This is a genomic window from Mesorhizobium sp. BR1-1-3 (assembly GCF_020165455.1).
In the GTDB taxonomy this organism is placed as follows: domain Bacteria; phylum Pseudomonadota; class Alphaproteobacteria; order Rhizobiales; family Rhizobiaceae; genus Mesorhizobium; species Mesorhizobium ciceri.
In genome coordinates this window covers 49,394-67,925 of the sequence record NZ_JAIUIC010000009.1, presented here as the reverse complement: position 1 = coordinate 67,925, position 18,532 = coordinate 49,394, and the positions used below count along the sequence as shown (strand labels likewise).

The 18,532-nt window shown below is 63.8% G+C and carries 13 protein-coding genes; 3 read left to right on the top strand and 10 right to left on the bottom strand.

The features are described 5' to 3' along the window. Positions 1-30: 30 nt before the first annotated feature. From LB559_RS20345 to LB559_RS20325, 5 genes are read right to left on the bottom strand one after another with little or no spacing between them, the layout of a single operon-like run. Complete coding sequence (locus tag LB559_RS20345) at positions 31-2,481, bottom strand: FAD-dependent oxidoreductase (RefSeq protein ID WP_224674850.1); 2,451 nt, start codon at positions 2,479-2,481, stop codon at positions 31-33. Beyond that, positions 2,478-3,659 (bottom strand): pyridoxal phosphate-dependent aminotransferase, encoded by a 1,182-nt coding sequence (locus tag LB559_RS20340; protein ID WP_224674849.1) that lies wholly within the window; start codon positions 3,657-3,659, stop codon positions 2,478-2,480. Before LB559_RS20340 ends, LB559_RS20345 begins: the two co-directional genes overlap by 4 nt. Further along, positions 3,652-4,557: a homocysteine S-methyltransferase family protein gene (locus LB559_RS20335; protein WP_224674848.1), complete on the bottom strand. Its 906-nt coding sequence runs from the start codon at positions 4,555-4,557 to the stop codon at positions 3,652-3,654. Before LB559_RS20335 ends, LB559_RS20340 begins: the two co-directional genes overlap by 8 nt. After that, positions 4,554-7,007, bottom strand: coding sequence for an FAD-dependent oxidoreductase (locus tag LB559_RS20330; protein WP_064994037.1), 2,454 nt, complete (start codon positions 7,005-7,007; stop codon positions 4,554-4,556). Before LB559_RS20330 ends, LB559_RS20335 begins: the two co-directional genes overlap by 4 nt. Before the next feature lie 20 nt (positions 7,008-7,027). Continuing rightward, on the bottom strand, positions 7,028-7,615 hold the full coding sequence (locus tag LB559_RS20325) for an XRE family transcriptional regulator (RefSeq protein WP_263485021.1): 588 nt from the start codon (positions 7,613-7,615) through the stop codon (positions 7,028-7,030). Positions 7,616-7,795: 180 nt separating this feature from the next. Here LB559_RS20325 and LB559_RS20320 point away from each other — a divergent pair, with 180 nt between their 5' ends. Next, positions 7,796-8,500, top strand: a complete 705-nt coding sequence (locus LB559_RS20320; RefSeq protein WP_063170259.1) for a nitroreductase — start codon at positions 7,796-7,798, stop codon at positions 8,498-8,500. 11 nt (positions 8,501-8,511) lie between these two features. Here the strand turns inward: LB559_RS20320 and LB559_RS20315 are convergent, their stop codons facing one another. The 5 genes from LB559_RS20315 to LB559_RS20295 all read right to left on the bottom strand — a co-directional run bounded on the left by LB559_RS20315 (position 8,512) and on the right by LB559_RS20295 (position 15,271). Next, positions 8,512-9,954: an MFS transporter gene (locus LB559_RS20315; RefSeq protein WP_224674847.1), complete on the bottom strand. Its 1,443-nt coding sequence runs from the start codon at positions 9,952-9,954 to the stop codon at positions 8,512-8,514. Between the two features lie 173 nt (positions 9,955-10,127). Beyond that, the gene (soxG, locus tag LB559_RS20310) at positions 10,128-10,715 is read right to left on the bottom strand and encodes a sarcosine oxidase subunit gamma family protein (RefSeq protein ID WP_013531140.1); all 588 of its coding nucleotides are present in this window, start codon (positions 10,713-10,715) and stop codon (positions 10,128-10,130) included. Continuing rightward, entirely contained in the window at positions 10,708-13,701 is a 2,994-nt protein-coding gene (locus LB559_RS20305; protein WP_224674846.1) for a sarcosine oxidase subunit alpha, read from the bottom strand. The genes soxG and LB559_RS20305 overlap by 8 nt, the downstream gene beginning before the upstream one ends. Continuing rightward, positions 13,698-13,994, bottom strand: coding sequence for a sarcosine oxidase subunit delta (locus tag LB559_RS20300; protein WP_027160522.1), 297 nt, complete (start codon positions 13,992-13,994; stop codon positions 13,698-13,700). Before LB559_RS20300 ends, LB559_RS20305 begins: the two co-directional genes overlap by 4 nt. A 17-nt stretch (positions 13,995-14,011) precedes the next feature. Next, positions 14,012-15,271, bottom strand: coding sequence for a sarcosine oxidase subunit beta (locus LB559_RS20295; RefSeq protein ID WP_063172397.1), 1,260 nt, complete (start codon positions 15,269-15,271; stop codon positions 14,012-14,014). 240 nt (positions 15,272-15,511) lie between these two features. Here LB559_RS20295 and LB559_RS20290 point away from each other — a divergent pair, with 240 nt between their 5' ends. Continuing rightward, positions 15,512-17,998 carry a mechanosensitive ion channel family protein gene (locus tag LB559_RS20290; RefSeq protein WP_027160520.1) on the top strand — a complete coding sequence of 829 codons (2,487 nt, stop codon included), beginning with the start codon at positions 15,512-15,514 and terminating at the stop codon, positions 17,996-17,998. Positions 17,999-18,154: 156 nt separating this feature from the next. Further along, the gene (locus tag LB559_RS20285; protein WP_023812335.1) at positions 18,155-18,418 is read left to right on the top strand and encodes a hypothetical protein; all 264 of its coding nucleotides are present in this window, start codon (positions 18,155-18,157) and stop codon (positions 18,416-18,418) included. Positions 18,419-18,532: the final 114 nt, after the last annotated feature.

Below are 18,532 nucleotides of genomic sequence, written 5' to 3'. Positions count from 1 at the left end.
TTCCCCCACAAAGGGGGAGGCGAGAAGGCACTACATCCTCGTCCGCTCCGATTTCGGATCGTACATCGGCTTCAGCGAGGCTTCCGCCGCAAAACGCTCGCCGGCGATTTCGATCTCATAGGACGACGCCAGCACATCCGCCTCGCTCTCGCCCTCGCAAGGCACATAGCCCAGCCCGACTGCGCCGCCGAGGTGATGGCCGTAATTGCCAGACGTTATCGGACCAACGATCTTACCGTCGCGCAGGATCGCCTCGTTATGGAAGAGCAGGGGTTCTGGATCCTTCAGCCGGAACTGTACAAGCCGGCGTGACAGGCCGGCTTCCTTCTTGCGCAGCACCGCATCACGGCCGATGAAGTCGCCCTTGGCGGTCTTAACCGCGAAGCCGAGGCCGGCTTCCAGCACATTGTCCTCGTCGGTGATGTCATGGCCGAAATGCCGGAACGCTTTTTCGATGCGGCAGGAATCCAGCGTGTGCAGGCCGCAGAGTTTCAGGCCGACATCCACACCTGCCTCCTCGACCACCTCGAAGACATGGGCCGCCTGGTCGGTCGAGACATAGAGCTCCCAGCCGAGTTCGCCGACATAGGTGACGCGGTGGGCGCGGGCCAGGCCCATGCCGATTTCGATCTCCTGGAACGTGCCGAACGGATTTTTCTCATTGGAGAAATCGTTCGGGCTGACCTTCTGGATCAGCTTTCTCGCGTCCGGGCCCATCAGGCAGAGCACGCTTTCGGCCGCCGTTACGTCGGTGACGACGACGAACTCGTCGGCGACGTGCTTGCGCAGCCAAGCCAGATCGCGCTGCAGCGTGGCGCCTGGGACGACGAGAAAGAACGCCGTCTCGGACAACCGCGAGACCGTCAGGTCACTCTCGATGCCGCCGCGCTGGTTGAGCATCTGGGTGTAGACGATCTTGCCCGGCGCGACATCCATGTCGTTGGCGCATAGTCTTTGCAGGAAAGCACAGGCGTCGCGGCCCTCGACACGGATCTTGCCGAACGAGGTCATGTCGAACAGGCCGACGCCATTCCTGACCGCAAGGTGTTCCTCGCGCTGGTTGTCGAACCAGTTCTGGCGCTTCCAGGAATAGCGGTATTCGCGCTCCTGGCCCTCGCGGGCGAACCAGTTGGCGCGCTCCCAGCCGGCGACTTCGCCGAAGACAGCGCCGCGCGCCTTCAGATGCTCGTGCAGCGGCGAGCGCCTGACATTGCGCGACGTCGCCATCTGACGATAGGGGAAATGGTCGGCATAGAGCAGGCCAAGCGTTTCGGAGACGCGCTCCTTCAAATAGCGGCGGTTCTTCTGGAACGGCTGGGCGCGGCGGATGTCTACTTCCCACAGGTCGAAGGGGGCTTCGCCGTCATTGATCCACTGCGCCAGCGCCATGCCGGCGCCACCGGAGGAGACGATGCCGATCGAATTGTAGCCGGTCGCCATCCAGTAGCCGGACAGTTCCGGCGCCTCGCCGAGATAGTAGCGGTCGTCGGGCGTAAAACTCTCAGGACCATTGAAGAAGGTGTGGATGCCGGCGGTCGCCAGCATCGGCATGCGGTTGACGCCCATTTCGAGGATCGGCTCGAAATGCTCCATATCCTCCGGCAGTTGGTCGAAGCAGAAATCTTCACGGATGCCGTCCATGCCCCAGGGCTTTGCCACCGGCTCGAAAGCGCCCAGCATCATCTTGCCGGCGTCCTCCTTGTAGTAGGCACACTCGTCGGGCACACGCAGCACCGGCAGGCGGGTGAGGCCGGGGATCGGCTCGGTGACGAGGTAAAAATGCTCGCAGGCGTGCAGCGGGATGGTGACGCCGTTCTGCGCTCCCAGTTCGCGCGCCCACATGCCGGCGCAGTTGACGACGATGTCGGCCTCGATCGTGCCTTGCTCTTCGCCTTGTGTCCAGGACACGCCCGTGACGCGGCCGGCCTTGCTGTGGACCTTGGTGACCTTGACGTTCTCGACGATGGTCGCACCGCGCTGGCGCGCGCCCTTGGCCAGTGCCATGGCGATGTTGGCGGGGTCGCACTGGCCGTCGAGCGGCAGATGCACGGCGCCGACGACATCGGAAACATTGAGATGCGGGTACATCTCGCTGACTTCCCTTGGTGAAATCTCGCGCACGTCGACATCGAAGGCACGCGCCAGCGACGCTTGCCTGTAGATCTCGTGCTTGCGCTCCTCGGTCAGCGCCACGGTGATCGAACCGACCTGGCGCATGCCGGTGCCGACCTCGGTCTCTGCTTCCAGCTTGACGTAGAGGTCGGCGGAATATTTCGCCAGCCGCGTCATGTTCTGCGAACCGCGCAGCTGGCCGATCAGGCCGGCAGCATGCCATGTCGTGCCCGACGTCAGCTGCTTGCGTTCGAGAAGCACGATGTCGGTCCAGCCAAGCTTGGCCAGGTGATAGGCGACCGAACAGCCGGAAACGCCGCCGCCGATGATGACCGCTCTTGCTTTGGCGGGAACTGCCTTGACGGTCATGCTGCCTCGCGACGGTAGCTGGAAGCAAAGCGGCGCAGACGAAGTGCAGCTTCCTGCAGCACCGGTTCGGGTTGGCAGAGGCTGATGCGAATGTGGCCGGCGGCCGCCTCGCCGAAGCTGGAGCCGGGCATCACGCCAACCTTTTCCTTGTCGAGCAGGGCCCAGGCGAATTTCTCGTCGTCCGGCTCGACGGCCGAGATGTCGAGCATGACATACATGCCGCCCTCCGAACCGCGCACGGTGATATCGTTCATGCCCCGCACAGCGTCGAGCAAGACGGTGCGGCGTGCCGCGTAGCGTTCGGCGATCTCCTTGACGCCGTAACGGTTCTCCAGCGCCTCGGAACAAGCGATCGAGATGAAGGCCGGCAGCCCGTAGGTCGTCACCAGATTGAGATTGATCATGAGCGTGACCATCTGCTCCGGTCCCGTCAGCCAGCCCATGCGCCAGCCGGTCATGCCGTGGCTCTTGGACATCGAATTGATGACCAGCGTGCGCTCGGCCATTCCTGGCAGCGAGCGCGGCGAGACGTGCTCGCCGCCGCCGAGCGTCCAGTAGACTTCGTCCGACAGCAGCCAAAGGTCGTGCTCCCGGCAGACTTCTGCCAATTGTTCCAGCCGCTCGCGCGAATAGACCGCACCGGTCGGATTGTTCGGCGTGTTGATCAGGATGGCGCGCGTGTTCGGCCGGATTGCCGCGCGGATCATGTCGGCTCGCGGCTGGAAGCCATCCTCGGCCGGTGTCTCGACGACGGTGAAATCAGCGCCAGCGGCGCTGAACGTGTTGGGATAGGTGGCATAATAGGGCGCCACGACGATGGCGTGATCGCCCTGGTCGAGCACGCCCTGCACGGCCGCGTAGAGTGCGGCCTGGCCGCCCGGCGTGGCGATCACCTGATCCGGCGATGTCTCGACGCCGGTGCAGGCGCTCGAGGCTGCGGCCATCGCCTTGCGCAGGCGCGGCAAGCCGGGAAGCGGGGTGTAGTGATGATTGCTGCCGCGAACCGCGGTCACACAGGCTTCAATGGTCTGCGAAGGCGTGTCGAAATCATGGTCGCCAACCGACAGCATGATGATGTCTTCGCCGGCCTCCTTGCGCGTCCAGGCGGCGAAATGGACTTCCCAGCCGTCCTTGCCCGAAGGCACGATGCCGGAAATGCGCGATGATGGTCTAGGCATGCAAAACTCCCGAAATTTCGTAGCCGGCCTGTTCGAGCCGGTCGCGCAGGGCGGCGATGTGCGGTGGTCCGACTTCGCAGCAGCCGCCAACGATGCTTGCGCCAGCCTCCACCCAGCCGATCGCCTGGTCTGCATAGGCATCCGGGCCAAGGTCGTGACGAGCGTGCAGCACATCGACGGTGCCGCCGTGCTTAAGTGCTTCGGTTGACGTGAAGCCATTGGCATATGCGCCGACCGGGCCGCCGAGGCCGATCAGTTCAGGCAAAGCCGCGGCGATTGCTTCCGGCCGGCAGCAATTGACCAGCCGCGCTGCGACTGCCAGGCCGTCGAGCGCGCTTGCCGCGGTGGCAATGGCTTCGCCGCTGCGCAGCCGCGGCTTGCCGTGGTCAGCCAGCGTCCACGATACCCATACCGGCTTGCCGCTTTCCGATGCAGCGGTCACCGCTGCGCGGGCTTCGTCCGCCGACGCCATGGTTTCACATAGGAACAGGTCGACGCCATCGGCCTGCTCGGCAACGATGCGGCGGTAAATATCGAGCGTCTCCTCGAAGGAAATGGTCAGTGCCGGTGCATAGCTGCCGAAAAGCGGCGACAGGCAACCGGCGATGGATGCATCGCCGGCCTCGTCGCGGGCCTGCCTGGCCAATTCGATGCCGCGCTTCTGCAATGGCTTGAAGAGGTCTTCCGCACCTTCGCGCGCCAGGCGTTCGGGTGTCGCAGAATAGGTGTTGATGGTGATGACACGTGCGCCGGCACGGATGAATTCCGTGTGCAGGTCGCGCACCAGATCCGGTTTGTCGATCAGCACCCTGGCCGACCATAGCGGCGTCGGCTCGGATTGGCTGCGGCGGACCAGTTCCTGGCCCATGCCGCCATCGGTGAGGATGATTTTCTTCATGCGCGCAGCCTTTCGTTCTTCGGATCCCACAGCGGTTCATCCTTCTGCACGATTGCCTGAAAGCGGTCACCGAAGATTTCGACCTCGACTGATGTACCTGGTTCGGCCAGGTCGGCGCGCAGCATGCCGAGCGCGATCGACTTGTCGATGCGATGGCCCCAGCCGCCGGACGTCGTCTCGCCGACGATCTTGCCGTCATGCCAGAGTGTAGAAACTGACGGAGCGTCGCAATCGCCGGGGTTTTCCACCACCAGCGTGACGAAGCGCTTCTTCACGCCTTGCTGCTTTTCGTTCAGCAGTGCCGCCTTGCCACGGAAGTCGGGCTTGTCCCATTTGACGAAGCGTTCGAGCCCGCCCTGCAGGATCGAATAGTCGGTCGACAGGTCGCCCTTCCAGGTGCGGTAGCCTTTCTCAAGCCGGAGCGAATCCAGCGCGTACATGCCGAAAGGCTTCAGCCCGTGCTGCTGGCCTGCGGCGCAGACGGCATCGAAGATGGCGGCGGTGTCGTCGATCCTGGTGTGGATTTCCCAGCCGAGTTCGCCGGCGAAGGAGACGCGCACGAGTTTGGCCCAGCGGCCGGCGATCTTCGTCTCCTGATGCGTCAGCCATGGCAGAGTGAGGTCGGCTTCGCAGACATCGGCGAGGATTTTTCGCGAGTTCGGGCCTGCCAGGATCTGGGTCGAGAATTCCTCGGTCCGGTCGATCAGCTTGAACGGTGCGTCCTTGGGCATGCGCGACTTCAGCCATTCGAAATCATGCCACTGCGCGACCGCCGCGGTGATCAGCGTCATCAGGTTCTCGTCGTGACGCACGACGGACATTTCAGTGACGATGCGGCCCTTGTCGTCGGCGAAATAGACGAGACCGATGCGGCCTGGCTTCGGCACCAGTCCGGTGACCTGCAGGCTCAGCCATTCGGCGGCACCTGGACCATCGAGATTGAAGCGCGAGAACCCAGGCAGGTCCAAAATGCCGGCAGCGTCACGCACGGCCAGGCATTCTTCGCGCACACGATGCTGCCATGGCCCGTCGCGGCGGAAGGTCAGCGTGGCTTCCTCGGAAATGTCATCGCCGTCCTGCGCGTACCAGGTGGCGCGCTCCCAGCCATTATAGGCATCGAAGCGGCCACCGAGCGCCTTGATGCGATCGTGGATCGGCGACAGCTTGCGGTCGCGGCCTTCCGGCCAGGCATGGCGCGGGAACTGGATGGCGTATTCGTTGCCGTAGATCTCCATGCCCTTGGCGACGCAATAGTCCGGCGCCGCGGCATAGGAAGTGAAGCGGCGCGGGTCGCACGACCACATGTCCCATTCGGTCCGGCCCTCGGTCACCCATTCGGCCAGCACCTTGCCGGCGCCGCCACCCTGGGCGATGCCGAAGGTGAAGACGCAGGCCTCGAAAGCATTGGGAACGCCAGGCATCGGACCGATCAGCGGATTGCCGTCCGGCGTGTAGGGGATCGGCCCGTTGATCACCTTGGACAGGCCGGCCGTGCCAAGGATCGGCACGCGGGCGACGGCGTCGGCCAGATAATGTTCCAGCCGGTCGAGATCGTCGGGGAACAGCTGGAAGGAAAAGTCCTCCGGCATCGGGTCATTGTGGGTGGCCCAATGCGCGCGGCAATTGCGCTCATAGGGGCCGAGATTCATGCCGTTCTTCTCCTGGCGCAGATAGTAGGAGGTGTCGACGTCGCGCAGCAGCGGCAGCTTCTTGCCTTGTTCCTTCGACCATGCCGCGAGTTCGGGGATCTCCTCGAACAGAATGTACTGATGGCTCATCACCATCATCGGCACGTCGCGGCCGAACATCCGGCCGACTTCGGCGGCGCGGTAGCCGGCGGCATTGACGACGATCTCGCAGCGGATCTCGCCCTGTGCCGTCTCGACCACCCACTCGTCGTTCTCGCGGCGCACGCCTGTGACCGGGCAGAAGCGGATGATCTTCGCGCCCATGTCGCGCGCACCCTTGGCCAGCGCCTGGGTGAGTTGCGCCGGATCGATGTCGCCGTCGCTCGGGTCGTAGAGCGCGCCTTTCAGCTCATGCGTCTCGATGAAGGGATAGCGACGCTGGATCTCGTCGACACCGACAATGTCTATGTCCATACCCTGGTAGAGGCCCATGCCCTTGGCGCGCTGGAATTCCTGCATGCGCTCGAGCGAGTGGGCAAGGCGAAGCGAGCCGGTGACGTGATAGTTCATGGGGTAGTCGACCGCGTCGGCCAGCCCGCGATAAAGCTCGGTCGAATAGCGCTGCATGTTCATCAGCGACCAGGACGAGGAGAAGGTCGGCACGTTGCCGGCGGCATGCCAGGTCGAGCCGGAGGTCAGCTCGTTCTTCTCAAGCAGCACGCAGTCGGTCCAGCCCGCCTTGGCGAGATGATAGAGCGCGGAGGTGCCGACGGCGCCGCCTCCGATGATCACCACGCGCGCCGTGCTCGGCAAACCCGCCATGTTCTTCTCCAAACTTGAACTCAATAGACGGGTGGTGAAACCACCCAGATGACAATTGCCGGCTCGGCACCCGGATTGCGCCAGCGGTAGGGCTTGCCTTCGAAGCGAAAGGAGTCGCCCTCGCCAAGCCGATGCCAGACACCTCCGATCTCGATGTCGAACAGTCCGGACGCGACGTATCCGGCTTCCTCGGTCGGCCGCTGCGCCTCGGCCTTCAGTTCCGCGCCCGGCGCGAAGACCGAACGCACCATCTCGAAGCTACCGCCGAGATCGGGCGACAGAAGCTCCTCCACCAGGCCGGATTCGCTTGTGCCAAGCGTGCGGCGCCTGCCGGCGCGCACGACCACGCCGCGCTCGCTTTCGACAGGTACGTCATGGCTGAAGAACAGGCTGATCGGCACGCCGAACAGTTCGGCGAAGGCCCTGAGGTCACCGAGCGACGGCGTCGACAGGCCACGCTCGACCTGGCTGACCCAGCCGACCGAACGGCCTAGCTTCAGGCCGATCTCGGCGAGCGTCAGCCCGCGCGCCTTGCGCAGGGCCCTGATGTCGCCGGCCAGCACGCGTTCGTCAGGTCCCTGCAATGTTCTTGCGGTAGTCGAAGGCAAAACGCTCTCTTTATGAAAAATCACCGACAAATTTCATGAGAAATCAAGCTCATGAAAAAATCAAGCAGATTTTCACGGATGCACAAGATTTGCTTGCGCGATTTTGACGGTTCATGCAAAGGCTCCGCCGAGAGCGGCGAGTGGGGACGTCCGATCGAGACAAAGGGTAAGGGACGGCCCATGCTGGAAAATAACCCCCGAATCGAGGGCGATGCCGAGATTGTCGACGAGGCGATCCTGTCGCGCCGTTCGGTGCGCGCATTCCTGCCCGACATGGTCGAAGACGACACCATCCGCGCCATTCTGGCGGTTGCGGCGCGCGCCCCATCCGGCACCAACATGCAGCCATGGAAGGTCTATGTCACCAAGGGCGAGAGCAAGCAGCGGATATCGGACGCCATTCTCAATTCCGGCATTCGCGCCGAAAAAGCCGATTGGGACGAGTACCGGTATTATCCCACGCAGTTCTTCGAGCCGTATCTGACCCGCCGCCGCGCCAACGGCTTCGGCCTCTATGGCGCGCTCGGGATCGGTCGCCGCGAGGTCGACAAGATGCGCGCCCAGCACGACCGCAACTTCGTCTTCTTCGATGCCCCGGTCGGCATGATCTTCACCATCGATCGCCGGCTCAACCAGGGCTCGTGGATCGACTATGGCATGTTCCTGCAGAACATCATGGTGGCGGCGCGGGGCAGGGGTTTGCATACCTGCCCGCAAGCGGCGTTCGCGCCCTATCACCGGCAGATCAGGCCGGTGCTCGACATTCCGGACGAGGAGATCGTCGTCTGCGGCATGGCGCTTGGTTATGAAGATACGTCAAAACCTGAAAACGCCTTCCGCACCGACCGCGTGCCGCTGCAAGAGTGGGTGACGTTCAGCGAATAAGCCAGCCAGCCTCATTCCGTGTTCATCTGTGCGCCGTGGCCGCTGACATGGGCGCCGTCCTGGGGCGTCAGCTTGAGATAGGCGAGCAGCGCGCAGAGCGTGATGACGCCCTCGATCACGAACAGGATGCGGAAATCGTCGGCGACGGCGGGGCCGCCGCCCGCCAGAAACGACAATGCCGCGGCGGCCAGGCCGACGCTGATCGCCACCGCCAGCTGCCATAATATGTAATAGAGCGCGCTGAAACGGGCGAGCTGCTCGGGCGCGATGTCGGAATAGGCGAGGTTGCCGGTCGAGGCCCATTGCGCGGAGCGGAAGACGCCGAAGACGAAGATGTAAGTGAGCACGATCCACACCGGCGTCGTCGCCTGCATCAGCGCGAAGCCGGTAACCAGGGCGGCGACGATGGGCGTGTTGTAGACCAGCACGCGGCGAAAGCCGAAACGGTTGAGGACACGCGGCATGAAGAACCGCATGGCCACCGAGCCGACCGCGGCGACGAAGGTCAGCGATCCCGCCTGCACCGCGCTCATGCCGAAGCCGAGCTGGAACATCAGCGGCAGCAGGAAGACGACCGAGCTAAGGCCGATCGTGTCCAGCCCGCCGCCGGTGAGGAACGAAATGCGGAAGGTACGGATGCGCAACAGCTTGAGATCGAGCAGCGGATTGCGCACGCGCAGGCAGTAGAACGAGGCGATGGTCAGGATGACGAGCGCCAGCGCCAGTTCGCCGGCGATGATGCCGCCCGCGGCGTCCTTGGCGGCAAGCGAATCCATGCCGAAGACCAGCAGGACCATGCCGCTGCCGACCAGCAGGAAGCCCGGAAAATCGAACGGCGTGCGCACGGGCTTGGTCATCGTCGGAAACAGCGAGGCGGCAAGAATTGCCGCCGCCAGCGCGAACGGCACGTTGATGAAGAAGATCCAGCGCCAGGAAATGTAGGTGGTCAGCGCACCGCCGACGAGCGGACCGACCAACGGTCCGGACTGGCCGGCCAGCGAGATGTACATGTTGATCTTGAGCGTTCGGCTGCGCGGAAAAGTCGACAGGATGACGACCTGGCCTAGTGTGCCCATCAAGGCGCCGCCGAAGCCTTGCAACGCACGCGCACCAACCAGCGTCCAGATGTTGTCGGACAGCCCGCAAAGCGCCGACGAGGCGGCGAACACCAGCAAGGCAAAGCAGTAGACGTTGCGCAGGCCGAAGCGGTCGGCGGCCCAGCCGCCAAGCGGCATCGAGATGATCAGGCTGGCGACATAGACGGTGATCAGCAGGCCGAGCTGGCTGGGCGGACGGCCGAGGCTTTCGCTGATGCCCGGCAGCGCGGTCACCACGACATTCTGGTCGAGGCTGGTCATGAACACGCCGCAGGCGACCGTCAGCGGCAGCAGGAGCAAGGCTCTGGCCGGCACATCGGCGCGATCCGTGGCGCCGGCGGATAGTTCTGCGGTCATGGAGATGTTCGAACCAAACGAATGTGCCGACTCTTGAAGAAGGGATTTCATATCCCTGGGCCGGTTGGGCGGCCGCATTTTCGCACCATGGGCGCCTGCGGCCTGATTCTCTAGCGGCAGAAACGGCTGGCGTTGATGCCAGAAGCAGGAGCGATGCGACCTTTCGGCGCCGCCTATTGCACCTCGTAGCCGACTTCCTCGCTGGCGTGGCAGAGCGCCTTCCAGAACGAGCGTGCAAACGAGCGGAAGACATAGATGTCGAACTGGTCGGCGCCGGTGCGCTGGATCTGGGCGAAGACGTCGTGATGAGCGGTCGAGCGGCCGGCCCCATTGGGAAAGGCCGGCAGCGAAAAGTCGATGGCGAAGAATTTCGCCAGCACCCATTCGGCCTTCGGCCCGGCAATGCGGATGGCGGTGCGGCCGTGCGAGAGATCGGTCACCGTGCCGATGGCCGAGGTCACCACCTTGGCAAAGGCAGCGGCCAGCCCTTCGGCCTCGTCGGCAACGGTGAACTTCCCCGGCGCGAAGCCGAACACTGACTTGACCCCGTCGCTCACTCCGCCGCCGGCGCCATCGGGAAGCGCCAGCCCGGTGACGGTGCGGATGGCTGCGATCAGCCTCTTCTCCTCGCCCGGCCAGGCGGCGAGTTGCACGATCGAGCCCGGCCTCGTCTCGGTCAGGATGATCTCGACGCCATGCTCGAAATTGCCGTGCGAGCCGACGTGAAATTCCGGCTCAAGCGGGGATTGGTGCTCAACCATGCATGCGGCTCCCGTCCGGATCGAAGAAGTGGTTGGAGACGATCTCGACCGGTCCGAACCGGTTGCGCAAGGGATCGGAGACGTGGGCGCGCGTGCCGTGCCGTGCCTTGCCGCCCTCGATCAGCGCCAGCGCGATATGTCTGCCGAGCGCCGGCGAATAGCAGCAGGCGGTGATATGGCCGATGGAGTCGTGCGGATTGGCTTCGTCAACCTCCTCGACGATGTGGGCGCCACCGTTGAGCGGCCGGTTATCGAGGGCGATCAGGCCGACCAGTTCGAGGCGGTCCGATGCGATCAAGCCTTCGCGGTCCATCATCGCCGAGCCGATGAACGGCTTCTTCTTCGACAGCATCCAGTCGAGATGCAGGTCGCGTGCCGTGGTGCGGCCGTCGATCTCGGCGCCGGTGACATGGCCCTTTTCGATGCGCATGGTGCCCAATGCCTCAAGACCGTAGGTGACCAGCCCGAACGGCTTGCCGGCTTCGACAAGCGCTTTCCAGACATGGGTGCCATGGCCGGCGCCGGAATAGACCTCGAAGGCCATTTCACCGGAGAAGGACAGCCGGCAGATCATCACCGGCACGCCTGATATTTCGCCGCGCACGATGCCCATGAAGGGCAAGGTGGCGTTGTCGACCGACGTGCCGGTGACACAGGCGGCGAGGATCTGCCTGGCCTTCGGGCCGCCGATCGCGGCACCTGCCCATTCGTCTGTCACCGAGGTGACGTGGACTTTCAGGTCCGGCCAGATCACGTCGAGGAAATATTCCAGATGCTGCATCACCTTGCCGGCGTTGGCCGTGGTGGTGGTCATCAGAAAATCCTGCTCGCCGAGCCGCCAGGTGGTGCCATCGTCGAAGGCGAGGCCGTCCTCGCGCAGCATCAGCCCGTAGCGGGCCTTGCCGACGGCCAGCGTCGAAAACATGTTGGTGTAGACGCGGTCGAGGAATGCGGCGGCATCAGGGCCTTGCACCGCGATCTTACCCAGTGTCGAGACATCGACGATGCCGGCGCTTTCGCGCGTCGCCTTGGCTTCGCGCACATAGGCCTGCTCGACCGTTTCGCCTGAAAGCCCATAGATCATCGGCCGGTACCAGAGGCCGGCGGAATACATCGTCGCGCCATTGGCCAGATGCCAGTCATGCATCGGCGTCATTCGTTCTGGCTTCAGGTCGCCAAAACGCTCGGCAGCCAGCGAGCCGATCGACACCGGAGCAAAGGGCGGCCGGAAGCGTGTCGTGCCGACCTCGGGGATCGGCTTGCCCAGCGCCTCGGCCATGATGGCAAGGCCAGGCACGTTGGAGCTCTTGCCCTGGTCGGTCGCCATGCCGAGCGTGGTGTAGCGTTTGAGATGCTCGACCGAGACAAAGCCTTCCCGGTGAGCCAGCCGCACGTCCTCGGCCGTGACGTCGTGCTGGAAATCGACAAAGCTCTTGCCCTTGGCCCTGATCTCGAACACCGGGGCGGGGTCGGGATCGCCAGGCACTGCTTCGACGGTCGGCAGCATGGACGGTGTGCTCTGCCCGCCTGCGGCGGCGAGGCCGGCGGCGCGGCCTTCGGCGATGGCTTCGGCCGTCGAGAAGCTTCCGGTGAAGGCGCCTGCGCCGATCCAGCTCTGTGTCGGCTTTGGCGGCAGGAAAGCTTGCCGCGCGGCGTTCCATTCCGCCTTGGCGCCGGCCTGGCTGGCCAGATGGATGGTCGGCGACCAGCCGCCGGACATCAGCAGGCAATCGGCATGGATACTGCGTGCATCACCGATGAGTGCCCCATTGGCCAGGTCGAAGCGCTGCAGCTTGAGGCCGGACAGCGCCTTGCCGCCTTCGGTGGCGACGACGGCATGGCCGGCAAAGATCTCTGCCTCGGCTTCCGCGGCCAGCTTGCGCATCTCCGGCGAAAGTTCCGGCCTGACATCGGCGATGGCGACGACCGCGGCGCCGGCCTTCTTCAAGGCGACAGCCGCCCGATAGGCGCTGTCATTGTTGGTGAACAACGCGATCCGCTCGCCCGGCAGCACGCCGAATTCGTTGGCATAGCGTTCGGCTGCATGCGCCAGCATCACGCCTGGCCGGTCATTGCCGGGGAAGATGAGCGGCCGCTCGAACGCACCAGTGGCCAGGACCACGGATTTGGCGCGGATCGCCCAATAGCGATGGCGCGGCTCGCCCTTGCCGGGGTGCTCCTTATGGTCGCTGACCCGTTCGAGCGCGGCAAGCGTGTTGTTGTCGTAGTAACCCCATACCGTGGTGCGCGGCAGAAGCCGGACATTGTCGCGGCCTGCGAGCTGGGCGACGGTGCGCCGCGCCCAATCGGCGGCAGGCGCGCCATCGATCGTTTCCTCGGACCAGTTGGCCGAACCGCCGAAATGCGGCTCGAGATCGGCCAGCATGACGCGCGCACCCTGATCGGCGGCGGCCTTGGTGGCCATCAGGCCGGCAGGGCCGGAGCCGACGACCAGCACGTCGCAAAAGGCGTTCATGCGTTCGTAGCGGGCCGGGTCTTTCGCCGATCCGGCACTGCCGAGACCGGCTGCGCGGCGGATGAAGTGTTCGCAGAACATCCAGAAACGCGTGCCCTTGAGCGGGCCGAACACCGGTCCCATGAAGGTCTTGTAGTAGAACCCGGCCGACAGGATCTTGCCGCCGAGCTGGTTGACGGCGTTGATGTCCCAGGCAAGCGAGGGAAAGCGGTTCTGGCTGATGGCAACCAGCCCGTCATGGATCTCGACCATGGTCGCTGGAATGTTGGGCTCGCGAACCTCGCCCTTCAGCACCGTCACCAGCGCGTTAGGTTCCTCGACGCCTGCGGTGAGCAGGCCGCGTGGGCGGTGGTATTTGAACGAACGCCCGTACAACGTGACGCCCTTGGCCAGCAGGGCTGACGCCAGCGTGTCGCCGGCATGGCCGGTGTAGGCCGTGCCATCGAAGGTGAAGCGGATGGTTTTCAGCCGGTCGATGCGGCCGCCGGTGTCGGCACGGCGCGGGCTCATGCCTTGTCCTCCGCCTTGCGGCGCGCGGCCGGCCCATGATCGCCCCGCGCAAAGGCAACGCTGGAAATCTCATGCGTCAGCGTGTTGCGCACGACCTTGAGATGCGCGCGGCAGCCGCCGGAATGTTGCCAGATCTCATTGTGATCGCCGGCCGGATTCAGCCGGTCATAGACATAGGCGTTCCACGCCTCGAAATTCTGCGAGGCGGGGTCGGGACGCTCACGATTGCCGTCACCCTGATAGGTGAACTCGATGACGTCGCGCGGGCCGCAATAGGGGCAAGTGATCAACATTGGACTCTACCTATTGCCTAATGCAGCCGCGGGTTTGCACCCTGGCCCTTGTCGTCGATCAGCAGCCCGCGGTGGAAGCGGTCGAGCGTGAAGGGCGCGTTGAGGTCGTGCGGCTGGTCCTTGGCGATGGTCCAGGCGAAGCACCAGCCGGAAGCCGGCGTCGCCTTGAAGCCGCCATAGCACCAGCCGCAGTTGAGATACATGCCGGGCAGGGGGCCGGCGGTGATGATCGGCGAGCCGTCCATCGACATATCGCAAACACCGCCCCAGGAGCGCAGCATGCGCACGCGCGCGAGTCCCGGAAACAACGCCAGCATTTCACTCATCACCTCGTCGACGACAGGCAGATTGCCGCGCTGGGCGTAGCTGTTGTAGCCGTCGATGTCGCCGCCATAGATGAGGCCGCCCTTGTCCGACTGCGACATGTAGAAATGGCCCATGCCGAAGGTGACGACCGTGTCGATGAAGGGCTTCAGCGATTCCGTGACGAAGGCCTGCAGCACATGGCTCTCGATCGGCATCGTCTCGATGCCGGCCATCTGCATGACGCGTCCGGTGCTGCCGGCGACCGCCACGGCCACCTTCCTGGCGCGGATGTCGCCGCGCGAAGTGGTGACGCCTGATATGCGGTCGCCGTCGCGCAGGAAGCCGGTGACCTCGCAATTTTCAATAATGTCGACGCCGCGCCTGTCGGCGCCGCGCGCATAGCCCCAGGCCACCGCATCGTGGCGGGCGGTGCCGGCGCGGCGTTGCATCAAGCCGCCGACCACCGGGAAACGCGCGTTGTCGGAGATATCGAGCGCCGGAATCAGGCGTTTGATCTCAGTCTTCGTCATCAGTTCGGCATCGACGCCGAGATGGCGCATGGCGTTGCCGCGCCTTGCATAGTCGTCGAATTGGGCCGGCGTGTGCGCCAGGTTCAGGCAGCCGCGCTGCGAGAACATGACATTGTAGTTGAGCTCGTGCGACAGGTTCTCCCACAGCTTCATCGAGTGTTCGTAGAAGCGGGTGTTGGCAGGCAGCAGATAATTCGAGCGCACGGCCGTGGTGTTGCGGCCGACATTGCCGGAACCGAGCCAGCCCTTTTCCACAACGGCGACATTGGTGATGCCGTGTTCCTTGGCAAGATAATAGGCGGTCGCCAGCCCATGACCGCCGCCACCGATGATGATGACGTCATAGGACGCCTTCGGGTCAGGCTTGCGCCATGCCGGCTTCCAATCCTTGTTTCCCTTGAGCGCGTTCGCGAGCAGCGAAAAGGCCGAGTACTCTGCCATTGATGTCATCCGGTTCGGGCGATGCGGCAGACTATAGAGCAGGCCGCATCCGCAAAGCCAATATTGCGCCATCGCCTTTCGACTGGCCGACGCCCGGGATGGGATCACTCGGCGTGAGTGATCGGTTGGGGCCAATGATCGGATGGGCTCGCGATACGACGGCTTGCCCCATGATAGGGCCGTCTTTATCAAGGACAGGCTTTCAAATTGCCTTTGCCGCCGATGAGTCGCCAACAAATCATGCTTTTCCGATTGCTTCGTCTCATCCTGGTACTCACGCTGGTCGTTTCGGCGCCGCTTTCGTTTGAGGCGATGGCGCAAGCGCTCGGCCAGGGCTCGGCCGGTTTGGTCACCGATCAGCAAAAGGTCATCCAGGATCTAACGGCCAAGACGGACGATCTCGAGAAGAAGATACAGCAGGACGGTGAGGACGATGCCTCACTCGTGGAGATCCGTCTGCAGCTGGAGGACCTGTCGCGGGCGGCACTCACCAGTGCGCTGGTATTCCGCTCGCGGCTCACCGAGATCAACAATCGCATCGAGGTGCTGGGTCCTCCACCGGCGGCGGGCCAGCCGCAGGAGCCCGACATCGTGACGGGCGAGCGTCAGGCGCTTGCATCGGAAAAGGCCGAGATCAACGCGGTCGTTGCCAGCGCACAGAACCTGTCGATCCGCATCAGCGGGCTGATCGACAAGATCGGCAATATGCGCAGCGAGCTGTTCCGCAATCTTTTGACCAAGCGCTACGTGCTGTCGGATGCGCTGAGCCCGCAGGTGTTTTCCGACGCCCGCGACGAGTTCGGCAATCTCTACAAGGCGGTGTCGTCCTGGTTGAGCTTTGCCTTCAAGTTCAAGTTCCAGGCGATCCTGGCGGCAACCTTCGTGGCGCTCGGGCTGGCGCTGGTGCTGCTGGTCGGCGGCAGGCGCCTGTTCGGGCGGGTGTTCGAAGCCGACCCCACCAATGAGGACCCATCCTATCTCAGCCGCCTTTCGGTGGCCTTCTGGTCGACCTTGCTGCCGACGCTGGCGGTTGCCGCCTTTCTTGGATCGACGATTTTCTTTTTCAATTATTACAATGTGTTGCGCGGCGACATTGGGCTCTTCCTCAACGCGCTGGCGACCGTCATCGGCGTGGTGTTCTGCGTCAACCGGCTGACCAATGCGGCGCTGGAACCGCGGCTGCCGAACTGGCGCCTGATCCCGGTCGAAACCGGGCCGGCGCGCTGGCTGGTGCGCCTGGCCACCGCCATGGCCGTGGTCATCAGCGTCAACACCTTCCTATCGGTGATCAACGACAAGATGGGTTCGCCGCTGTCGCTGACCATCGCCCGCAGTTTTGTCGCCACCATCATCGTCGGCATCATCCTGATCCTGATGGCGATGCTGAGGCCGTTCAAGGCGCGCGACGGAAGCTGGCGGCCCTGGCCGGCATGGCTGCGCTACCTGTCGCTGGGCCTTGGCCTATTCACCATCATCGCCGCCTTGCTCGGCTATATCGGCCTTGCGCTGTTCGTTTCGCTGCAGGTCGTCGTCACTGGCACAGCCTTGATCACCGCCTATATCGGCTTCCTGTCGGCGCAGGCGATCGGCGAGGAGGGTGCTTTCGCCAACACCTCCGTCGGGCGCTGGCTGTCGGCCAATTCCAGCTACGAGGATACGGCCCTCGACCAGCTCGGGCTTGTCGTCAGCGTTGCCATCAATGTGATGATCGTGCTGGTGTTCCTGCCGCTGATCCTGCTGATGTGGGGTTTCCAGCCCGGCGATATCCAGGCTTGGGCCTACAAGCTCGCAACCGGGATCAACATCGGCTCGGTGACGATCTCGGTCACCGGCATCCTCTCCGGCATCGTCGTCTTCGTCATAGGCTATTTCCTGACGCGCTGGTTCCAGGGCTGGCTCGACGGCTCGGTCATGGCGCGTGGCAAGGTCGATACCGGCGTGCGCAACTCGATCAGGCTGGCGGTCGGCTATGCCGGCGTCGCGCTGGCGGCACTGGTCGGCATCTCGGCGGCGGGCATCGACCTGTCCAGCCTGGCACTGGTCGCCGGCGCTCTTTCCCTCGGTATCGGCTTTGGCCTGCAGAACGTGGTGTCCAATTTCGTTTCCGGCCTGATCCTTCTGGCCGAGCGGCCGTTCAAGGTGGGCGACTGGATCGTTGCCGGCGACGTCAGCGGCACGGTCAAGAAGATCAGCGTGCGCGCCACCGAGATCGAAACCTTCCAGCGGCAATCGGTGATCCTGCCCAATTCGAACCTGATCAACAACGCCGTCGGCAACTGGACGCACCGCAACAAGCTCGGCCGCGTCGACATCAAGGTCGGCGTCGCCTATGGCAGCGACGTCAAGCAGGTTCATGCCGTCCTGCTGGAGATCGCCCGCAGCCACCCGATGGTGCTGAAGAACCCCGAACCCTTCGTGCTGTTTTCCAATTTCGGCCCTGCCGCCCTGGAATTCGAAATCCGCGTGTTCCTGGCCGACGTGATGAACGGCAACATCGCGCAGAACGATATCCGTTTTGCCGTCCTCGAAAAATTCAGCAGCGAACACATCGAGATACCCTCGACGCCGCGCGCCGTGGTCGAGGCCCACAAGCCCAAGGCCTGGCCGACGGACGACGACAAGATCGAGGCCGACTTCGCCGAACAGGAGCAGATAAGGGCCGAAGCCGAGGCGGAGAAGAAGCGACTGGTCAAGTCTCGCAAAACCAAGAAGCCGGACCCGGACTAGGCTCGGACTCCGTCGACCTCAATCCTGCCCGGAATCGATTGCGGCATGAATGGGGCATTCAGTTGCGGTTCAGCTTCCATCTCATATAAGCTCCATGCAAAGGCGAAAATGCCTTGCCAAATGCAACAGAGGCGGTGGGAACACCGATATTGCACCATGTGGAAGTCTCTCGTCGCTGCAGTCGCCCTGGTCGCCGCCATCGGCTCGGTCCATGCCGCGAGCGCGGTCAACAAGGACGCCGAGACCCGCACGCTGGTCGTAACGGAGGGCGGCAGCAAGACCGACCTTGCGCTGGCCGGTGGCGAAACGGTTGAGTTCTGCCCGAACGGCTGCTTCGTCACCTTGCCCAATGGCGATCTCGAAGCCCTGACCGGTTCGGAAACGGTCGAGATCTCGGGCGGTGTCGCCCGCATCAAGTAATCTTGGCGTCACGATTGTAGAGGCCGGGCATTTGCCCGGCCTTTTATCGTTTCCGGTAGCGGTTGTTTAACAATGACACCGGAAATACCGCCATGGCAGCCGTCTGCAACCGTG

Excerpts from the sequence above, each read along its gene's own strand:
- LB559_RS20345 (WP_224674850.1), bottom strand. The coding sequence starts at position 2,481 with ATGACCGTCAAGGCAGTTCCCGCCAAAGCAAGAGCGGTCATCATCGGC.
- LB559_RS20340 (WP_224674849.1), bottom strand. The coding sequence starts at position 3,659 with ATGCCTAGACCATCATCGCGCATTTCCGGCATCGTGCCTTCGGGCAAG.
- LB559_RS20335 (WP_224674848.1), bottom strand. The coding sequence starts at position 4,557 with ATGAAGAAAATCATCCTCACCGATGGCGGCATGGGCCAGGAACTGGTC.
- LB559_RS20330 (WP_064994037.1), bottom strand. The coding sequence starts at position 7,007 with ATGGCGGGTTTGCCGAGCACGGCGCGCGTGGTGATCATCGGAGGCGGC.
- LB559_RS20320 (WP_063170259.1), top strand. The coding sequence starts at position 7,796 with ATGCTGGAAAATAACCCCCGAATCGAGGGCGATGCCGAGATTGTCGAC.
- LB559_RS20315 (WP_224674847.1), bottom strand. The coding sequence starts at position 9,954 with ATGACCGCAGAACTATCCGCCGGCGCCACGGATCGCGCCGATGTGCCG.
- soxG (WP_013531140.1), bottom strand. The coding sequence starts at position 10,715 with ATGGTTGAGCACCAATCCCCGCTTGAGCCGGAATTTCACGTCGGCTCG.
- LB559_RS20305 (WP_224674846.1), bottom strand. The coding sequence starts at position 13,701 with ATGAGCCCGCGCCGTGCCGACACCGGCGGCCGCATCGACCGGCTGAAA.
- LB559_RS20300 (WP_027160522.1), bottom strand. The coding sequence starts at position 13,994 with ATGTTGATCACTTGCCCCTATTGCGGCCCGCGCGACGTCATCGAGTTC.
- LB559_RS20295 (WP_063172397.1), bottom strand. The coding sequence starts at position 15,271 with ATGGCAGAGTACTCGGCCTTTTCGCTGCTCGCGAACGCGCTCAAGGGA.
- LB559_RS20290 (WP_027160520.1), top strand. The coding sequence starts at position 15,512 with ATGCTTTTCCGATTGCTTCGTCTCATCCTGGTACTCACGCTGGTCGTT.
- LB559_RS20285 (WP_023812335.1), top strand. The coding sequence starts at position 18,155 with ATGTGGAAGTCTCTCGTCGCTGCAGTCGCCCTGGTCGCCGCCATCGGC.